Annotated in this window: 15 protein-coding genes; 4 read left to right on the plus strand and 11 right to left on the minus strand. The window is 70.7% G+C overall.

The features are described from left to right. The first annotated feature begins 196 nt into the window (after positions 1-196). Together BLR95_RS01655 and BLR95_RS01660 are read left to right on the plus strand one after the other, a co-directional pair. Complete coding sequence (locus BLR95_RS01655; RefSeq protein ID WP_245689169.1) at positions 197-2,260, plus strand: PhoX family protein; 2,064 nt, start codon at positions 197-199, stop codon at positions 2,258-2,260. A gap of 104 nt (positions 2,261-2,364) precedes the next feature. Beyond that, positions 2,365-2,691 carry a rubredoxin gene (locus BLR95_RS01660; RefSeq protein WP_092614353.1) on the plus strand — a complete coding sequence of 109 codons (327 nt, stop codon included), beginning with the start codon at positions 2,365-2,367 and terminating at the stop codon, positions 2,689-2,691. A gap of 3 nt (positions 2,692-2,694) precedes the next feature. Here BLR95_RS01660 and clpB read toward each other — a convergent pair whose 3' ends face one another. After that, entirely contained in the window at positions 2,695-5,268 is a 2,574-nt protein-coding gene (gene clpB, locus BLR95_RS01665) for an ATP-dependent chaperone ClpB (protein WP_092614356.1), read from the minus strand. Positions 5,269-5,376: 108 nt separating this feature from the next. Beyond that, positions 5,377-6,648, minus strand: coding sequence for a phosphoribosylamine--glycine ligase (gene purD, locus BLR95_RS01670; RefSeq protein WP_092614359.1), 1,272 nt, complete (start codon positions 6,646-6,648; stop codon positions 5,377-5,379). 55 nt (positions 6,649-6,703) lie between these two features. On the opposite strand from purD, the gene xseA reads away from it, so the two are divergent. Next, positions 6,704-8,290, plus strand: coding sequence for an exodeoxyribonuclease VII large subunit (gene xseA, locus BLR95_RS01675; protein WP_092614362.1), 1,587 nt, complete (start codon positions 6,704-6,706; stop codon positions 8,288-8,290). Further along, entirely contained in the window at positions 8,287-9,114 is an 828-nt protein-coding gene (locus tag BLR95_RS01680; protein ID WP_092614364.1) for a M23 family metallopeptidase, read from the plus strand. Before xseA ends, BLR95_RS01680 begins: the two co-directional genes overlap by 4 nt. Before the next feature lie 7 nt (positions 9,115-9,121). Here the strand turns inward: BLR95_RS01680 and BLR95_RS01685 are convergent, their stop codons facing one another. From BLR95_RS01685 to sufC, 9 genes are all read right to left on the minus strand, one after another. Further along, positions 9,122-9,883 carry a formylglycine-generating enzyme family protein gene (locus tag BLR95_RS01685; RefSeq protein WP_245689170.1) on the minus strand — a complete coding sequence of 254 codons (762 nt, stop codon included), beginning with the start codon at positions 9,881-9,883 and terminating at the stop codon, positions 9,122-9,124. A 5-nt stretch (positions 9,884-9,888) separates the two neighbouring features. Further along, positions 9,889-12,648 carry a chemotaxis protein CheB gene (locus BLR95_RS01690; RefSeq protein ID WP_092614367.1) on the minus strand — a complete coding sequence of 920 codons (2,760 nt, stop codon included), beginning with the start codon at positions 12,646-12,648 and terminating at the stop codon, positions 9,889-9,891. A gap of 172 nt (positions 12,649-12,820) precedes the next feature. Then, on the minus strand, positions 12,821-13,963 hold the full coding sequence (gene tgt / locus BLR95_RS01695; protein WP_092614370.1) for a tRNA guanosine(34) transglycosylase Tgt: 1,143 nt from the start codon (positions 13,961-13,963) through the stop codon (positions 12,821-12,823). Positions 13,964-14,471: 508 nt separating this feature from the next. Continuing rightward, the gene (locus tag BLR95_RS01700) at positions 14,472-15,107 is read right to left on the minus strand and encodes an alpha/beta fold hydrolase (RefSeq protein WP_092614373.1); all 636 of its coding nucleotides are present in this window, start codon (positions 15,105-15,107) and stop codon (positions 14,472-14,474) included. Between the two features lie 5 nt (positions 15,108-15,112). Further along, the gene (locus tag BLR95_RS01705) at positions 15,113-15,442 is read right to left on the minus strand and encodes a HesB/IscA family protein (RefSeq protein ID WP_092614376.1); all 330 of its coding nucleotides are present in this window, start codon (positions 15,440-15,442) and stop codon (positions 15,113-15,115) included. A gap of 29 nt (positions 15,443-15,471) precedes the next feature. Next, entirely contained in the window at positions 15,472-15,873 is a 402-nt protein-coding gene (locus BLR95_RS01710) for a DUF59 domain-containing protein (protein WP_092614378.1), read from the minus strand. Between the two features lie 46 nt (positions 15,874-15,919). Continuing rightward, the gene (locus tag BLR95_RS01715) at positions 15,920-17,182 is read right to left on the minus strand and encodes an aminotransferase class V-fold PLP-dependent enzyme (RefSeq protein WP_092614381.1); all 1,263 of its coding nucleotides are present in this window, start codon (positions 17,180-17,182) and stop codon (positions 15,920-15,922) included. Then, positions 17,179-18,522: a Fe-S cluster assembly protein SufD gene (sufD, locus tag BLR95_RS01720; protein ID WP_143130908.1), complete on the minus strand. Its 1,344-nt coding sequence runs from the start codon at positions 18,520-18,522 to the stop codon at positions 17,179-17,181. Before sufD ends, BLR95_RS01715 begins: the two co-directional genes overlap by 4 nt. Before the next feature lie 5 nt (positions 18,523-18,527). Further along, positions 18,528-19,280 (minus strand): Fe-S cluster assembly ATPase SufC, encoded by a 753-nt coding sequence (gene sufC / locus BLR95_RS01725; RefSeq protein WP_218119449.1) that lies wholly within the window; start codon positions 19,278-19,280, stop codon positions 18,528-18,530. Between the last annotated feature and the right edge of the window lie 25 nt (positions 19,281-19,305).

The following is a 19,305-nucleotide window of genomic DNA, read 5'->3' on the forward strand; positions in this document are numbered from 1 at the left end:
CGTGTGACAACACCTTTTCAGGGTCGCGCAAAGTTCACGCTTCGCCCGTTGCGGGTTTCCCGGCTTGGGCGTTTCCTTTCCCGGCCCAAGGCCCGCGTCCGAAGGGGGCGCCTGCACGACCAGGTGCACCCGGCCGGCGCGGCTCTCTTGCCGGCGCCTCCGGTGCCGGAAGTCCCCCATCTCACGGAGACAAACCATGTCCGAGACCCTGACCTGGAGCGAGATGCTCGATCAGGACGACGATACCCCGACCAACCCGTCGACCCGCCGCACCTTCGCCGACATCTTCGCCGACCGCCTGGCTCGCCTGGGCGAGGGCGACTCGACCATGGCCGTCGGCGCCGGCCTGCTCGCCGCCGGGGCCGTCGGCGGCAGCCTGTTCAGCGGCGCCCTCTCCCGCCGCGCCCTGCTCAAGGGCACGGCCGCCACCGCCGCCGTGGCTGGTCTGGCTGGCGGGGCCGGGGTCGCCCTGGGCGCCCGCCCGGCCGAGGCCGCGGCCGGCGAAAGCAGCCTGACCTTCCCGCCGCTGCCCCACAGCTACGACGCCAACAGCCACGTTGCCGACGGCTACGAGATCCAGACCCTGATCCGCTGGGGCGATCCGGTGGTCGCCGGGGCGCCCGAGTTCGACCCGATGAACCAGTCGGCCGCCGCCCAGGCCAAGCAGTTCGGCTACAACAACGACTTCGTTGCCTTCATGCCGCTGCCGGTGGGCTCCAAGACCCCGGATCACGGCCTGCTCTGCGTCAACCACGAGTACACCAACCCGCACCTGATGTTCCCGGGCATCGCCGATGGCGACATCGAGAGCCTGAGCAAGGAGCAGGTGGACATCGAGATGGCCGCCCACGGCCACGCGGTGGTCGAGATCAAGCGCGAGGGCAACACCTGGCAGGTGGTCAAGGACAGCCCGCTGAACCGCCGCATGACCGCTCTTGAAACCGAGTTCGAGCTGACCGGCCCGGCCGCCGGCACCGACCGCGCCAAGACCAAGGCCGACCCCTCGGGCACCAAGGTCATCGGCACGGTGAACAACTGCGCCGGCGGCAAGACCCCGTGGGGCACCATCCTGTTCGCCGAGGAGAACTTCCACGGCTACTTCTGGGGCAATCCGGAAGCCACCGCCGAGGCCGAGAACTACAAGCGCCTGGGCCTGGGCAAGGCGCGCTACGCCTGGGGCAAGTTCCACGACCGCTTCAACGTGGATAAGGAGCCCAACGAGCCCAACCGCTTCGGCTGGATGGTCGAGTACGACCCCTACGATCCCACCTCGACCCCCAAGAAGCGCACCACGCTCGGCCGCTTCAAGCACGAGGGGGCGACCACCGTGCTCAACAAGGACGGCCGCGTGGTGGTCTACGCCGGCGACGACCAGCGCTTCGAGTACGTCTACCGCTTCATCACCAAGGGCACCTACAACCCCGATGACCGCGCCGCCAACATGGGCCTCTTGGACGAGGGCACCCTGTCGGTGGCCCGCTTCAACGAGGACGGCTCCATCGACTGGCTGCCCCTGGTCCACGGCAACGGCCCGCTGACCGCCGAGAACGGCTTCAAGGATCAGGCCGACGTCATGATCGACGTGCGCAAGGCCGCCGACCTGATGGGCGCCACCCCGATGGACCGCCCGGAAGACGTCGAGCCCAACCCGGTCAACGGCATCATCTACGCCATGATGACCAACAACACCAAGCGCAAGGCGGACGACCTGAACGTGGTCAACGACCGCGCCGCCAACCGTCATGGCCACGTGGTGGAGATCATCCCGCCGGGCACCGCCGCCGACGGCAACGGCGCCGAGGCCGACCACACCGCCGACCGCTACACCTGGGACATCTTCCTCAAGGCCGGCAACCCGGCCAAGCCGGAAGACGGCGCCCTGTACGGCGGCGACGTGGGCGAGAACGGCTGGCTGTCGTGCCCCGACAACGTCGCCTTCGACAGCAAGGGCCGCATCTGGATCGCCACCGACGGCGGGCCCAAGAGCGGCATCGCCGACGGCGTGTGGGCGGCCGACGTCACCGGCCCGGCGCGCGCCGTCACCCGGCGCTTCTACGCCTGTCCGCAGGGCGCCGAGCTGTGCGGGCCGGAGTTCACCCCGGACGATGGCGCCTACTTCGCCGCCGTTCAGCACCCGGGCGACGAGAAGGGCAGCACCTTCGACAATCCGTCGACCCGCTGGCCCGACTTCGCCGACAACATGCCGCCGCGCCCCGCCGTGCAGGTGGTGGTGAAGAAGGGGGGCGGCGCCATCGGCTGATCGGCCCGGTGGATTGAATAAACGTCAATGACGGCGGGCCCCGGAGCTTTCAGGCGCCGGGGCCCGTTCGGTTCCGCCTTACCTACCGCAGGGAGACTTTCCCGATGTCGCGTATCGATCCCGCCCGCCGTCGCCTGCTGGTCGGCCTGCCGGCCCTGCTGGCCGGCGTGGCAACCGGGCTTGGGGCCGGCCCGGCCCGGGCTGCCGCCAAATCGGCCACCAAGCCGGCCTACGACCCCTTGAATCAGGTCTGGCGCTGCACCTTCAACGAGTGCGACCCCTACTTCTACGTGCCGGCCAAGGGCGACCCGGAGAACATCGTCGGCAGCCACCCCATCCCACCCGGCACCGCCTTCGAGGACCTGCCCAAGGACTGGCTGTGCCCGGTCTGTGGGGCGCCCAGGAGCTGGTTCATCAAGGAAAAGGCCTGATCCTCAGCCGTTCCGGAAGGCCAGTTCCTCGCCGTCCGGGGCGACGGTGACCGCCACCGTTTCCCCGTCGGCCACCGCGCCGTCGAGCAGCTTGAGGGCCAGCGGGTTTTCCAGCGTCTTCTGGATCACCCGCTTCAGCGGCCGCGCCCCATAGACCGGATCGTAGCCCCGCTCGGCCAGCCACCGGCGGGCCTCGGGGGTGACCTCAAGGCCGATCGAGCGGTCCGCCAGGCGGGCCACCAGGCGGCCAAGCTGGATCTCCACGATGCCGCCCATGTGCTCGCGGTGGAGGCGGTGGAAGAGCAGCACCTCGTCCAGCCGGTTGAGGAACTCGGGCCGGAAGTGGGCCCGCACCATCTCCATCACCGGGCCGCGCACCGCCTCGCTGTCCTCGCCTTCCTGCTGGGCGGCCAGGATCTCGGCGCCGATGTTGGAGGTCATCACGATCAGGGTGTTGCGGAAGTCCACGGTGCGCCCCTGGCCGTCGGTCAGCCGCCCGTCGTCGAGCACCTGAAGCAGCACGTTGAAGACATCCGGGTGGGCCTTCTCGATCTCGTCGAACAGGATCACCTGATAGGGCCGGCGGCGCACCGCCTCGGTCAGCGCGCCCCCTTCCTCGTGGCCGACGTAGCCGGGCGGGGCGCCGATCATGCGGGCCACGGCGTGCTTTTCCATGTACTCGGACATGTCGACGCGGACCATCGCCCGCTCGTCGTCGAACAGGAACTCGGCCAGGGCGCGGGTCAGCTCGGTCTTGCCGACGCCGGTGGGCCCCAGGAAGAGGAACGAGCCGGTCGGCCGGTTGGGATCGCCGATCCCGGCCCGAGCCCGGCGCACCGCGTCGGAGACGGCGCGCACCGCTTCCTGCTGGCCGATGACGCGCTGGGCCAGGGCGTCTTCCATGCCCAGCAGCTTGTCGCGCTCGCCCTCCAGCATCTTGTCGACCGGGATGCCGGTCCAGCGCGAGACCACGGTGGCGATGGTCTGCTCGCTGACCACCTCGTTGAGCATCGGCGCCTCGGCCTGCCCTTCGGCGGCGTCCAGGCGCTGGGTCAACTCGGGGATGATGCCGTATTCCAGCTCGCCGGCGCGGGCCCAGTCGGCCCGCCGCTTGGCCCGCTCCAGCTCGAAGCGGGCCTGGTCGAGCTGCTCCTTGAGGCGCGTCGCGTCGGCCAGGCTGGCCTTTTCGCGCTGCCAGGCGGCGGTCAGTTCGCGCGCCTTTTCCTCCAGGTCGGCCAACTCGCCTTCCAGGCGTTCCAGACGTTCGCGGCTGGCCCGGTCGGCCTCCTTGCGCAGGGCCTCGCGCTCGATCTTGAGCTGGATCACCCGGCGGTCCAACTCGTCCAGATCCTCGGGCTTGCTGTCCACCTCCATGCGCAGGCGGGCGGCGGCCTCGTCCATCAGGTCGATCGCCTTGTCGGGCAGGAAGCGGTCGGTCAGGTAGCGGTTGGAAAGGGTGGCGGCGGCGACCAGGGCAGCGTCGGAAATGCGCACCCCGTGGTGCAACTCGTACTTCTCCTTCAGGCCGCGCAGGATGGAGATGGTGTCGCCGACGCTGGGCTCGGCCACGAACACCGGCTGGAAGCGCCGGGCCAGGGCGGCGTCCTTCTCGACGTGCTTCCTGTATTCGTTCAGCGTGGTGGCGCCGACGCAGTGCAGCTCGCCGCGGGCCAGGGCGGGTTTCAAGAGGTTCGAGGCATCCATCGCCCCGTCGCCGGCGCCGGCGCCGACCAGGGTGTGCATTTCGTCGATGAACAGGATCACCCGGCCTTCCTCGGCGGCGATTTCGTTGAGCACCGCCTTCAGGCGTTCCTCGAACTCGCCGCGATACTTGGCGCCGGCGATCATGGCCCCGAGGTCGAGCGCCATCAGCCGCTTGTCCTGAAGGCTTTCCGGCACGTCGCCGGCCAGGATGCGCAACGCCAGGCCTTCGACGATGGCCGTCTTGCCGACCCCGGGCTCGCCGATCAGCACCGGGTTGTTCTTGGTGCGCCGCGAAAGCACCTGGATGGTGCGGCGGATCTCCTCGTCGCGGCCGATCACCGGGTCGAGCTTGCCCTGGCGCGCCGCCTGGGTGAGGTCGCGGGCGTAGCGTTTGAGGGCGTCGTAGCTGTCCTCGGCGCTTTGGCTGTCGGCGGTGCGACCCTTGCGCAGGGCGGCGATGGCCTCGGCCAGGGCGTCGTCGGTGACCCCGGCGCGCTTCAGGATGTCGGCCGCCTCGCCGCGCCCGGCCAGGGCGCGCAGCAGGATCTCGGCGCTGACGAAGCGGTCGCCGCCGTCCTTGGCCAGGTCCTGGGCGGCGACGAGCAGCTTGTGCAGGTCGGGGGCGGCGATCAGGTGGGCCCCGGCGCCCTCCACCTTGGGCTGGCGGGCCAGCGCCTGCTCGGTGTCGGCCAGGGCGCGGGCGGCGTCGCCGCCGGCCTTGGCGATCAGTCCGGAGGCCAGGCCCTGGCGGTCGTCGAGCAGGGCTTTCAGAAGGTGCAGCGGGGTCACCTGCTGGTGGCTCTCGCGCACGGCGATGGTTTGCGCGGCTTCCAGGAAGCCCTGGGCGCGCTGGGTCAGGCTTTGGGTGTCCATGGTGGTGTCCCGATCCTCATGACGGTTGGCTCCCGTGGCGGGAACCTCTGGTTTGATGGATCAGGAGATGTGCCCCCGGCGCCCTTCCCGCAAGCGGCGGGGCGCCGCCTACATCAGGGCGCGCCAGCCGATGTCGCGGCGGCAGAAGCCGCCCGGCCAGTCCAGCTTGTCGATGGCGGTGTAGGCCCGCTGGTGGGCCTCGGCCAGGGTGGCGCCGGTGGCGGTGATGCCGAGCACCCGGCCGCCGGCGGCGGTGACGTTGCCGGCCTCGTCCAGCCGGGTGCCGGCGTGCAGCACGGCCACCCCGTCGACCGCCTCGGCGTCGGCGAGGCCGGCAATCACGCTGCCTTTTTCCACCGCGCCGGGATAGCCGTTGGCGGCCATGACCACGCAGATGGCACTCTCCGGGGACCACGCCAGGGTGATCTCGCCCAGCCGACCGGTGCAGGCGGCGTCGAGCACCTGGGCCAGATCGCTGTTCAGGCGGGCGAGCAGCACCTGGCATTCCGGATCGCCGAAGCGGACGTTGAATTCCAGCACCTTGATGCCGCTGTCGGTGATCATCAGGCCGGCGAACAGCACCCCGCGGAAGGGCCGGCCCTCGGCCACCATGGCCCGCGCCGTGGGGCGCATCACGTGCTCGACGATCCACGCCTCGGTGGCGGCGTCGACCGCCGGGGTGGGGGCGTAGGCGCCCATGCCGCCGGTGTTGGGGCCGGTGTCGCCGGCGCCCACCGCCTTGTGGTCCTGGGCCGCCCCCAGGGGCAACACGTCCTCGCCGTCGATCAGGGCGAAGAAGCTGGCCTCCTGGCCTTCCAGGAATTCTTCCACCACCACCTCGGCGCCGGCGCCGCCGAAGGCGTTTTCGGTCATCATGGCGTCGATGGTGGCCTCGGCCTCGGCGGTGCTGTGGCAGATCACCACGCCCTTGCCGGCGGCCAGCCCGTCGGCCTTGACCACGATCGGCGCGCCCTGCTGGTGGACGAAGGCCTTGGCCGCCTCGGGATCGGTGAAGCGGCCGTAGGCGGCGGTGGGGATGTCATGGCGGGCCAGCAGGTCCTTCATGTAGCCCTTGGAGCCTTCCAGCTCGGCCGCCTGGGCGCGGGGCCCGAAGGCGCGGATGCCGGCCGCCTCCAGCCGGTCGACCAGCCCCTTGACCAGCGGCGCCTCGGGGCCGACCACCACCAGGTCGATGGCTTCGGCACGGGCGCAGGCGACCAGGGCCTCGATGTCCTCGGCGCCGACCGGTAGGCAGGTCGCCACCTGGGCGATGCCGGCGTTGCCCGGGGCGCAGAACAGGGCGCTGCAGGTGGGGGCCGCCGCCAGGGCACGGCACAGGGCATGTTCGCGGCCACCGCCGCCGACCACCAGGATGCGCATGGGGCAAGCTCCTTGGGTTTCCAGAATGGTCCGACTTGTAGCACAATCGGCGGCCATGACGACCCCCTCGCACCCCACCCCGCCGGAAACCGCCCACAACCGCCCGGAGATGACGGTCTCCGAGCTGTCCGCCTCGCTCAAGCGCACGGTCGAGGATGCTTTCGGCCAGGTCAGGGTGCGCGGCGAGATCAGCCAGCCCAAGGTGGCCGGCTCGGGCCATTGCTACCTGCGCCTGAAGGACGACCGGGCGGTGCTCGACGGGGTCATCTGGCGCGGCGTCATGGGGCGCCTGTCGCTGCGCCCCGAGGAAGGCATGGAGGTGATCGCCGAGGGCCGGCTGTCCACCTACCCGGGGCGGTCGAGCTATCAGATCGTCATCGAGTCGCTGGAGCTGGCCGGCGAGGGGGCACTGCTCAAGCTGCTGGAGGAGCGCAAGCGGAAGCTGGCCGCCGAGGGCCTGTTTGCCGCCGAGCGCAAGAAGCCGCTGCCCTTCCTGCCCCGGGTGATCGGGCTGGTCACCTCGCCCACCGGGGCGGTGATCCGCGACATCCTGCACCGGCTGGCCGACCGTTTTCCGGTTCGCGTGCTGCTCATCCCGGTGCGCGTCCAGGGCGAGGGGGCGGCCGGCGAGGTGGCCGCCGCCGTCGCCGCCTTCAACCGCCTGGCCCCGGGGCCGGCCGACGGGCCCCGGCCGCCGCGCCCGGACCTTCTGATCGTCGCCCGGGGGGGCGGCTCGCTGGAGGACCTGTGGGCCTTCAACGAGGAAGAGGTGGTGCGCGCCGTCGCCGCCTCGGCCATTCCGGTCATCTCGGCGGTCGGGCACGAGACCGACACCACCCTGATCGACTACGCCGCCGACCGCCGCGCCCCCACCCCCACCGGGGCCGCCGAGTACGCGGTGCCGGTGCGCCTGGAGTTGCGGGCCCAGGTGGGCGACCTGGGCGGCCGGCTGGACGCCGGCTTGGCCCGCCGCCTGGATGCCTGGGCGGGCGAGGTGCGCGGCCTGGGGCGGGGCATTCCGCCGCTTGGCCGGCTGGTCGAGGAGGCCGCCCAGCGTCTGGATGACCGCGCCGAGCGGCTGGCCCAGGCGATGGCCGGGGTGCTGGAAGGGCGCCGCGCCCGCCTCGCCGAACGGGCCGCCCGGCTGCCCACCCCGACCGCCCAGATCAGCGCCCGGGAGACGGCCCTCGGGGTGGCCGGGCAGGGGTTGGCCCGGGCCTGGGCGACGGCGGCGCGCGAGCGGGCGACGGCGCTGGCCCATCTGGGCGGGCGCCTCGCCGCCGAGCCGATCAAACGCCAGGCCGAGCGTGGCGAAGGCCGCCTCGGCGAGTTGGAGGCCCGGCTGGACGGCGCCGCCGGGCGCCGGCTGGCCGCCTTGGACGAGCGGCTGGCCCAGGTGGCGGCGCGGCTGGAGGGGGCTTCCTACAAGCGGGTGCTGGAGCGCGGCTACGTGGCGGTGACCGATGCCGAGGGCGCCTGTGTCACCGCCGCCGGGGCCCTGGGCGCCGGGCAGGCGGTGCGGCTGGCCTTCCATGACGGCAGCGTGGGGGCGGTGGTCGAGGGGGGCAGTCCCCCCACGGCCAAGCCCAAACCCAAACCGGCCGCCAAAGCCAAGCCACCGACCCAGGGGAGTCTGCTGTGAGAGTCTTCGCGGCGCTGCTGATTGTCCTGTGTCTGGCGCTGGGGAGCCTCCCGGCGGCGGCCCTGGATCTCTCCGGGCGGCTGACCCAGGGCGGGCTGGCGCTGGGCCACACCGTGCCCGGCGCCACCGTCGCCCTGGACGGCCGCGCCGTGCCGGTGGACGGACAGGGGCGGTTCGTCGTCGGCTTCGGGCGCGATGCCCCGGCCCGGGTGGCGCTTACCGTGACCCGTCCCGACGGCAGCGCCGAGACCCGGCGTCTCGCCATCGCCCCGGTGGCCTGGCCCGAACAGCACATCGACGGCCTGCCGCCGGCCCAGGTCACCCCCGACCCGGAACGCCTGAAGCGCATCCGCGCCGAGGCCGAGCTGATCCGCCAGGCCCGGGCCATCGACACCCCCGAGCCGCGCTTCCTGGCCGGCATGATCCGCCCGGTCGAAGGCACGGTCAGCGGCGTCTTCGGCAGCCGGCGCATCCTCAACGGCGAGCCCCGGGCGCCCCACTCGGGGCTCGACATCGCCGCGCCGGCCGGCACCCCGGTCAAGGCCGCCGCCGCCGGCACGGTGACCCTGGTCCATGACGACATGTTCTATACCGGCGGCACGGTGATGATCGACCACGGCCAGGGGGTGGCCACGGTCTATGCCCATCTGGCCCGGGTCGATGTGGGCGAAGGTCAGCCGGTGGGGGCCGGCGCGCCCATCGGCACGGTCGGCGCAAGCGGCCGGGCCACCGGGCCGCATCTGCACTTCGGGGTGTCCTGGTGGGATGTTCGCCTCGACCCCGAGGCGGTGCTGGCCGTGCTCGCCCCGCCCGAGGCCGAGTGAGCCGGGATCAGGGCGGCGCCCCCTCGCGCAGGACCCGAAAACCCACGGTGTAGCTGCCGGCCCCGGCCGGCTGGCGGTTGCGCGCCGTCACCCGGGCCTGGGCGGCGATGTAGTACCACGCCCCGCCGCGCAGGGCGCGGCTGGTGCAGTCGCCCTGGCGCAGGGGGCGGCCGTCGCGGGGGTGGTGGGCGACCGTCGGCGCCCAGCAGTCGGCGGTCCACTCCAGCACGTTGCCGACGGTGTCGAACAGGCCCCAGGGGTTGGCCGGGAAGGTGCCCACCGGGGCGCTGCCCTGGCCGCTCCAGGGCGAGCCGCTGCCCAGGGTGTTGGCCCGGCCGGCGCCGATCTCCTCGCCCCACCAGTAGGCCGTGTCGGTGCCGGCGCGGGCGCCGTGGACCCATTCGGCCTCCGAGGGCAGGCGGTAGGGGTGGCCGCTTCGCGCCGTCAGCCAGTCGGTGTAGGCGGTGACGGCGGCCAGATCGAGATTGATCACCGGCCGGGCGCCACGCCCCCAGCCGTGGTCGTCCTGGCCGCCCGGGCAGGCGCCCTGGGCGACACAGGCGGCGTAGTGGTCGAAGGTGATCTCGGTGGCCGAGAGGGCGTAGGGGGCGGCCAGGGTGACCGTCACCGTGTCGCCAAGCCGCACCGTGCCCGGCGGGATGGGCGCCATCAGCGGGCAGGCCGCGCAGTCGCGGAACATCGCCGCCGGCTCGGCCCGCCCCGGCAGCGGAGCCAGCAGGGCCAGCAGCAGGGGGGCGACGCGGCGCACCGGGATCAGTCGTTGGCGGTGCGTGGGATGAAGGTCATGACCACGCCGGTCGGCACGTCGTGCTCGTTGAGGTAGGGCACGAAGCGCATCCAGTAGTGGAGGTTGCCCTTGGGCACGTCCTCTTCGTGGGACGCGCCGGCCTCGATCACCTCGCGCAGGATGTCGCGCAGGCCCGGGATGTCGAGATGGCAGGGCAGCGAGGTGACGGTCTGCCCCACGTCATCGGGCATCAGCTCGAAGATTTCCTTGGCGAAGACGTTGAAGCGGGTCACCCGGAGCCCCTTGTCGACCACCACCAGCGGGAAGCCGACGCTCTTCTGGATGTTCTCCAGGTCCTGGTTGGCGGCGGCCAGCTCGGCCGACTTGATCTGCAACTCCTCGTTGACCGTGGTCAACTCCTCGTTGGTCGATTGGAGTTCCTCGTTGGCGGTTTCCAGTTCCTCGTTGGAGCTTTGCAGCTCCTCGTTGGAGCTTTGCAACTCCTCGTTCAGGGACTGCAACTCCTCGTTCGAGGTTTCCAGCTCCTCGACCACGGTTTGCAGGTTTTCCCGGGTCGCCGCCAGTTCCTGTTCCAGCTCGCGGGTGCGCGGGCCGTACTCCGCCGGCGCCCCGTCGCCCCAGCCCTCGGGCGGTGGTTCCATGCGCTCGAAGGAGACCAGGAAATTGCCGTCGGTGGCCTGCCCCAGCGGGCGCACCGAGATGCGTGCCGACAGGCCGCCTTCCTCGCCGTTGTCCAGGCGCACGCCGGGCCCGGTGGCGGCTTCGCCCGACTGCTGGGCGCGCACGAAGACGGTGCGCAACTCGCCGCGCACCTCGCGCCGGGCCATCGAGAAGGCGTTGAGGTCCGGGGTTCCCGGAGCCAGGCTGAGATAGGGCGAGACGTCACCATGGATGTGCAGGATGCGCCCGGTGGTGTCGAGGATGCACGACGACGGCGCATAGGCGGCGAGCAGCGAATTGGCCGCCAGATCGGCCAGGGTCGGCTCGCGGGTCATCTCGCGCCTCAGGCCGACGGCGGTGCCCATCTGCTCGCGCCCCACACCGGGGCGGGGCTGGAAGACGTCGGTCAGGTCGCGGGTCGGCTGACGGGCCTCGCCCAGGCGGCGGTAGATTTTCCACTTCTTGTCCACGGTGTGGAACTGCCCGGTCGCCGCGCCGACCGACTCGGACTTGCCGAGCATCAGGTATTTGCCCGGATTGAGGGCGTAGTGGAAAATGTTGATGATCTTGGTTTGCAGCGGATTGTTGAAGTAGATCAGAAGGTTGCGGCAACTGATCAGGTCGATGCGCAAAAACGGCGGGTCCTGGATCAGGTCGTGCTTGGCGAACACGATCATGTCGCGGATGTACTTCACCACCTGGAAAAATCCGCTGCGGGCGACGAAGTACTGCTTCAGCATCTCTTTCGAGATGTTCTTGAGCTGGGCATCCGAGTAGACCGCCTTGCGGGCCCGGCCCAGGGCGTCGGCGTCCACATCGGTGGCGAAGATCTGCACTTGGTAGTTCTGCAACTCCGAGCCCAGGGTCTCGGCCAGCAGGATGGCCAGCGAGTAGGCTTCCTCGCCCGAGGCGCACCCCGGAACCCAGACGCGGATGGAATCGCCCGGCTTCTTGGTTTTGACGATGTCGGGGATGATGCGGGCCAGGGCGTCGAAGGCCTCGGTGTCGCGGAAGAAACTGGTCACCGAGATCAGGATGTCGTTCCGAAGCTGCTCCAACTCGCCCGGGTTTTCCTCCACGTAGGCGATGTACTCGTCCAGCGTCAGCCGGCGCACGGCCGACATGCGGCGCTTCAGGCGCCGGCCGATGGTGGTCGTCTTGTAGTTGGCGAAGTCGATGCCGTGGCGCCGCTTGATCATCATCAAAAGGCGCTTCAGGCCGTCCGATTCCTCGGGGGCCTCGGTCGGCAGGTCGGGCCGGTTGGGGTTGGTCAGGACGTCGAGGATTTCCTCGCCCATCTGGTCCGGCGGCAGCACGAAGTCGATGCAGCCGGTGTCGATGGCCGCCTTGGGCATGCCGTTGTAGCGCGCCGTCTTCTCGTCCTGGGCGAGGCAGATGCCGCCGGCCGCCTTGATGGCACGCACCCCGTGCGCCCCATCCGAGCCGGTGCCCGACAGGATGATGCCGACCGCGTTCTCTCCCTGATCCTCGGCCAGGGCGGTGAAGAAGTAGTCGACCGAGGGCTTGGGGCCGACCGCGGCGTGGGGCTCGCGCAGGAGCAACTGGCCGTCGCTGATGTCGAGGTCGTGGTTGGGCGGCGTGATGTAGACGGTGTCGGCCTCCAGGCGCTGACCGTCCTTGATGTCGACCACCTTCATCTGGGTCTGCCGGCTCAACAACTGGGTCAGCATGCTGGGATGCTGCGGCGCCATGTGCTGGACCACCACGTAGGCCATCGGCGAAGTGGGCGGCAGGTTGGTGATCAGGTGGCCCAGGGCCTCCAGCCCACCGGCCGAGGCGGCGATGCCGACCACGATCAGCTTCTTGCGCCGCTGCCCGCGACCCCGCCGGGCCGGGGCATCTTCCCCGGTTTCGCTGTCCGCGTCGGTTTCGCTCTCCGCGTCGGGGTCGAGGTCTGGATCGTCGTCGGGGGCGTCCGGGTCCGGATCGGGGTTCAACGCGAGGTCCACCGCAAGGTCCACCTCTGGATCGATGTCGAGGTCGTCGCTCGCATCATCCCGGGGGGGCGCGGTGTCGCGGGCTTCCTCCGCGGCGGGCGTCGACTCCGCGTCGGGGGTCTTGGTGTCGATCGGGCTGTTGGCCATGTCCGTCAACCTGTCTCAATCACTCGGGGCGACACCCGGGGGGGATCGCCGAGGGGGACAGGATCATCGCCCGTCCGCAGCCTCTTGGGGGCCTTGTCGTCCACGGCCAGGGTAAGCCTTTCCGAATAGTCTGCACAACCGCCGTTGGTGGGCCGGAGGGCGAAATTCCGCATCACATAGGGCTCACGTCGCCGCGCGCCAAGCCGTTTCTCCAGGCCTCAAGCTCGGCCTTCAGGCGGCCCTCGGCGATGGCCTGCCTGAGGTCGGCCATCAGGTCCTGATAGAGCGTGACATTGTGCGTGGTCAGCAGCATCAGGCCAAGGATTTCCCCGGCCCGGATCAGGTGGTGCAGGTAGGCCCGCGAAAAACGCCGGCAGGCCGGGCAGCCGCAGGCCTCGTCCAGCGGCCGGGGGTCGGCCTTGTGGCGGGCGTTGCGCAAATTGAGCGGGCCGCGCCGGGTGAAGGCCTGGGCGGTGCGCCCGGAACGGGTGGGCAGCACGCAGTCGAACATGTCCACCCCGCGCGCCACCGCGCCCAGAAGATCCTCGGGCTTGCCGACGCCCATCAGGTAGCGGGGGCGGTCGGTGGGCAGATGGGGCACGGTGGCCGACAGGGTCTCGAACATCGCCGCCTGACCCTCGCCCACCGCCAGACCGCCGATGGCATAGCCCTCGAAACCGATGTCGATCAGCCGAGCGGCGCTTTCCGCCCGAAGGTCGGGGTAGACGCCGCCCTGGACGATGCCGAACAGCCCGTAGCCCGGGCGTGGCACGAAAGCCTCCCGGCAGCGCGCCGCCCAGTCCATGGAGCGGCGCATGGAGGCGGCGGCCACCTCATGCTCGGCCGGAAAGGGGGTGCACTCGTCGAACACCATGCTGATGGTGGCGTCCAGCTTGTGCTGGATGTCGATGGCCCGCACCGGGGTCAACCGGTGGGTCGAACCGTCGAGGTGGCTCTTGAAGGTCACGCCATCGGGGTCGATGCGGCACAGATCGCCCAGGCTCATCACCTGAAAGCCGCCGCTGTCGGTCAGGATGGGGCGCGGCCAGTCCATCATGCGGTGCAGGCCGCCCAGCGCCGCCACCGCCTCCGCCCCCGGGCGCAGCATCAGATGATAGGTGTTGGCGAGCAGGATCTCGGCCCCGGTGGCGGCCACCGTCTCCGGCATCATCGCCTTCACCGTGGCCGCCGTGCCGACCGGCATGAAGGCCGGCGTCTCCACCGTGCCATGGGCGGTCAAAAGCCGCCCCCGCCGCGCCGCGCCATCGGTCGCCAGGACACGGAAACCGAGACCATCGGGCAAAGGGGAGGGCATGCGCAGGACAGCTTTCCACGGGAGACTGAAGGGGAGCCCTCAATAGCACCTGCCAAGGGGCCAAGGCAAAGGGACGCTGCGCCTTTCGAGCCCGGCACCTGCCGGCCGACGACGGCGCGCGCCTTTGAAGACAAAAAGGGGCTCTGCCCCGCGTGCGCCCCGAGCCCGGCATCTGCCGGCCGACGACGGCGCGCGCCTTTGAAGACAAAAAGGGGCTCTGCCCCTTTGACCCCGCCGGGGGGACAGGGTCCCCCCGGACCCCGCCAATTCGTTGGTGAACAAGCACGCCTACGGAGTGGAACGCTCATGGTGTTTGGTTGCAGGCCAGCTTTGCTGGCCTGCGAAAACCCATCCGAGCGTTCCGCTCGCTCGGCGATCAATGAATGAATGGAGGGGGTCCGGGGGAGCCCCTGGCTCCCCCGGTGGGGTTTCAAAGGGGCAAAGCCCCTTTCATTCATACCAACCGGCGGTGAGTTTCTCTCATCGCCGTCTGGTATTAGCCCCCCTTCTACCGCTCCAGCCTGCCCATGAAAGCCGTCACCGCGTCCATGGCTTCCTGGTGGTTCTGTTTCATGGTCCGGCCGGAGGCGACGCGGGGTTTCAGGTCGTGGTCGCCGTCTTCCAGCCAGTGGAGGCGGGTGGTGGCGGGCAGGGGGTAGGTGGTCACCTCGTCCTGTTTGCCCATGCTGTCGCGGCTGCCCTGGCAGATCAGGGTGGGGGTGGCGAGGCTCTCGAAGTGGGCGATGCGCGGCTCGCTTCGCCCCGGGGCGTGGAAGGGGTAGCCCAGGCAGACCACGCCGCGCACCGGGGTGCCGGCGTGTTCCAGGTCGGCGGCGACCAGGGTGGCCATGCGCCCACCCATGGACTTGCCGCCAATGACCAGGGGGGCGGGCCCGCCCAGATGGTCGATCACGGCGCGCCAGTGGGCCAGCAGGCGCGGTTGGCGGTCGGGCGGGAACTTGCGGTTCTCGGTGCGCCGCCGGGCCATGTAGGGGAACTCGAAGCGGACCACCCTCAGGCCCCGTTCGGCCAGCCCGTGGGCGAAGCTGTCCATGAACGGGCTGTCCATGGGGGCGCCGGCGCCGTGGGCCAGGACCAGGGTGGCGCCGTCCGCCGGGCCGTCGATCAGCAGCGTATTGTCCACAGGCCCTAGCCGAAGGCGACGCTTTCGCCGCAGCCGCAGCGTGCGCTTTCGTTGGGATTGCTGAACACGAAGCCGCTTTGCAGCTTGTCCCGGGTGAAGTCCATTTCGGCCCCCAGCAGGTACATGGTGGCCATCGGGTCGACGAACAGGCGCACCCCCTTGGCCTCGACCACGTCGTCGAGCGCGCCGGGGCTGTCGGCCAGTTCGATGGTGTACTTGAAGCCCGAGCAGCCGGCCGATTTCACACCGAGCCTGAGGCCGGCCCCGGGGCTGGCGCCGTCGAGCAACTGGCGGGCCCGCTCGGCGGCGGCGTCGGTCAGGGAGAGCAGGGTCATGAAGGCACCTTTCAGCCGGGCGGTGTGGCTCAGAACATGTCCAGGGCGACCTTGGCCAGGTCGCTCATGCGGGCCGGGGTCCAGGGCGGTTCCCAGGTCAGGCGCACGGTGACCTTGCCCACGCCCTCGACGCGGGCCACCGCCTCGGCCACTTCGCCGGGCAACTCGCCGGCCACCGGGCAGGCCGGGGCGGTCAGGGTCATGACCACGAAGACGTCGCCCTTGTCGTCGACGGTGTGCTCGTAGATCAGCCCCAGGTCGTGGATGTTGACCGGGATTTCCGGGTCGTGAACGGTCTTCAGCGCCTCGATCACGGCGGCTTCGTCGGCCGGGGCGGTGCCCTCGGTCAGGGGCTGGCCGGCGGTCGCCTCGAAGCCCTCGTCGGGCGGCGGGGTGGCGGCGCGGCTCATCATGGGATGCATCGGCATCATGGCGGTAACGGTCCTTCCTGCTGGCAAAAGCGGTTCCAACGGGGGGTCAGGCGAGCATCTGGCGCGCCTTGGTCAGGCCGGCCGCCAGGGCATCGATGTCCTGGCGGTGGTTGTAAAGGCCGAGGCTGGCCCGGACCATGCCGGGCACGCCGAAGCGGCCCATCAGGGGTTCGGCGCAGTGGTGGCCGGCCCGCACGCAGATGCCCTGGCGGTCGAGCAGGGCGGCGACGTCGTGCGGGTGGGCGCCATCCACGGCGAAGGCGATCACCGCCGCCTTGCCCGGCGTGGTGCCGAACAGGGTGATGCCGTCCAACGCGCCCAGGGTCTGCATGGCGTGGGCCATCAGGGCGCTTTCGTGGGCGTGGACGGCCGCCCGGTCGAGGTCGTCCAGCCACTCCATGGCGGCGGCCAGGCCGATCGCCTGGACGATGGCCGGGGTGCCGGCCTCGAAGCGGGCCGGCGGTTCGGCCCAGGTGCTTTTCTCGAAGGTCACCGAGGCGATCATGTCGCCGCCGCCCTGCCAGGGGGGCATGGCGGCCAGCAGCTCGTGGCGCCCCCACAGCACACCGATGCCGGTCGGGCCGTACAGCTTGTGGCCGCTGAAGACGTAGAAGTCGCAGCCCAGCTCGGCCACGTCGACCGGCAGGTGGACGACGCCCTGGCAGCCGTCGAGCAGCACCGTGGCGCCTATCTTGTGGGCCATCTCGGCGATTTCCTTGACCGGCAGCACGGTGCCCAGCACGTTGGAGACGTGGGCCACGGCGACCAGCCGGGTGCGCTCGGAGAGGGCGGCGGCGACGTCCTCCAGGGATACCGAACCATCATCGCCGACCGGCACCACCTTGAGCACAAGGCCCTTTTCGTCGCGCAGCATCTGCCAGGGGACGATGTTGGAGTGGTGCTCCAGGGCGGTGATGACGATCTCGTCGCCGGCCGTGAGGTTGGCCCGCCCGAAGGTCTGGGCAACCAGATTGATGGCCTCGGTGGCGCCGCGGGTGAAGACGATCTCGTCGGGGCTGGCGGCGCCGATGAAACGGGCCACGGTGCCCCGGGCGTCCTCGTAGCGGCGGGTCGCCTGCTGCGACAGGAAGTAGGCGCCGCGATGGACGTTGGCGTATTCCCAGTCGTAGACGGCGCGCATGGTGTCCAGCACCTGACGCGGCTTCTGGGCCGAGGCGCCGCTGTCCAGGTAGACCAGCGGCTTGCCGTGCACCTGGCGCGACAGCACCGGGAAGTCGCGGCGCACCACCTCCACGTCGAAGGCGGCGTTGGCGCCGGTGTCGGTGTGGGCCGGGGCGAGGTGGGTCATGGCGTGGCCTCCGCGTCCGGGGTGGCGGCGAGGCGGCCCGACAGCCGCCGGGCCAGCAGGTCGGCCAGCGAGTCGCGGGGGCCGTGCGCCCCGCCGGGGACGCGCTCCAGGGCCTCGGCCAGGAAGCCCTCGATGAGCAGGCCGCGGGCGGTCCTGGGGTCGATTCCCCGGCTGGTCAGGTAGAACAGTTGCTCGGCGTCCAGCGCCCCGGTGGCGGCGCCGTGGGCACAGGCCACGTCGTCGGCGTAGATTTCCAGCTCCGGCTTGGTGTCGGCCTCGGCCTTGGGCGACAGCAGGAGGGCGCGGAACTGCTGGCGGGCGTCGGTCTTCTGGGCGTCCGGCGCCACCACCACCTTGCCCTGGACGACGCCCCGGGCGCTGTCGTCGAGCACGCTTTTCACCGTCTGGGTGCTGGTGCACTGGGGCACCGCGTGCTCGATCAGGGTGGTGATGTCCAGGTGCTGGTTGCCGGCCAGCACGGCCGCCGCGTCGAGCCCCGCGTGGGCCTGTTCGCCGCTGAGGCGGATGCGGGTCTCGTGGCGCGCCATGCCGGCGCCCAGGCCCATGATGAAGCCGTGGTAGCGCGCCTTTTGGCCCAGGTCGATGCCGGCCAGGGCGAGGCTGGTGAAGCCCTCCGGCAGGTTCAGGAGGCTGACATGGTCAAGCGTCGCCTCGGCCTCGAGCAGGATCTCGGTCACGCTGTTCATCAGACACGGCGCCCCGCCGACCCCGATGCGGCTTTCCAGCAGGGTCGCCGCGCTGCCCTGGCCCAGGCGGACCAGCACCCGGGGGTGTACGGCCAGGGCGTGGTCGGCGGTCTCGCCCACATGGATCAGGTGGATCGGCCGCTCCAGGGTGGTGCCGGGGGCGATGGTGAGGACCACGCCATCGGCCAAAAGGCCGGTGTTCAGCGCGGCGAAGGGGTGGTGTTCGGTGTTGATCTGCCGGCCGAGCAGATCGTCCAGGCTCTCCGGTTCGCTTTCCAGCACGGCGCGCAGACTGTCCAGTTTGACCCCGTCCGGCAGGCGGTCGAGGTCCGACAGGTGGGGTGAGCAGCGGCCGTTGACCATCACCACCACGTGGGCGTCGCCGGTCAGGGCGTCGCCGGCCGGGATGTCGGCCGCCGGGTGCGGATCGCGCAGCGGCGCGGCGTGGAAGCCGATGTCCTTCAGGCCGTCCAGGCGGGTGTACTTGAAGGCCTCGCTGCGCCGTCCGGGCAGGCCCAGGGCACACCAGTGGTCGAGCCCGCGCTGGCGCAGGGCGGCCGCCGTCGGGCCGCCGGGCAGGTGGGCGGCGGCCTCGGTCAGGTGCTCGATGAAGGGCAGGGGATGGTCGGTCATGGGGCTCACGCGGCGTCGGTGTAGTCGGCGTAGCCGTTGGCTTCCAGCTCCTCGGCCAGGGAGGCGTCGCCGGTCTTGACGATGCGCCCGTCGGCGAAGACGTGGACCACGTCGGGCACGATGTGGTTGAGCAGGCGCTGGTAGTGGGTGATGACCAGGAAGCCGCGCTCGGGGCTGCGCAGGGCGTTGACCCCCTCGGAGACCACCTTCAGGGCATCGATGTCGAGCCCTGAGTCGGTCTCGTCGAGCAGGCACAGGGTGGGTTCCAGCACCGACATCTGGAAAATGTCGGCCCGCTTCTTCTCGCCGCCGGAGAAGCCCACGTTCACCGGCCGGCGGATCAGATCGTCGGGCAGGTTCAGGCGGCGCGCCGTGTCGCGCATCAGCTTGAGGAACTCGACCGGGGCGATCTCCGCCTCGCCGGCCGCCTTGCGCCGCGCGTTCAGGGCCGCCTTGAGGAAGGTCGACAGGGTGACGCCGGGGATTTCCACCGGGTACTGGAAGGCCAGGAAGATGCCCGCCCGGGCCCGCTCGTCGGGGGACAGCTCGGCGATGTTCTCGCCGTTGAAGAGGATCTCGCCCTCGGTCACCTCGTAGCCCTCGCGGCCGGCGATGACGTTGGACAGGGTGCTCTTGCCGGCCCCGTTGGGGCCCATCACGGCGTGCACCGTGCCCGGCTCGATGGCGAGGTTGATGCCTTTGAGGATTTCGCGCTCGCCGATCCGGGCGTGCAGGTTCTTGATCTCGATCAGGGGCATGGCGAAAGGACGCTCCACGGGAACA

Source organism: Roseospirillum parvum (genome assembly GCF_900100455.1).
In the GTDB taxonomy this organism is placed as follows: domain Bacteria; phylum Pseudomonadota; class Alphaproteobacteria; order Rhodospirillales; family Rhodospirillaceae; genus Roseospirillum; species Roseospirillum parvum.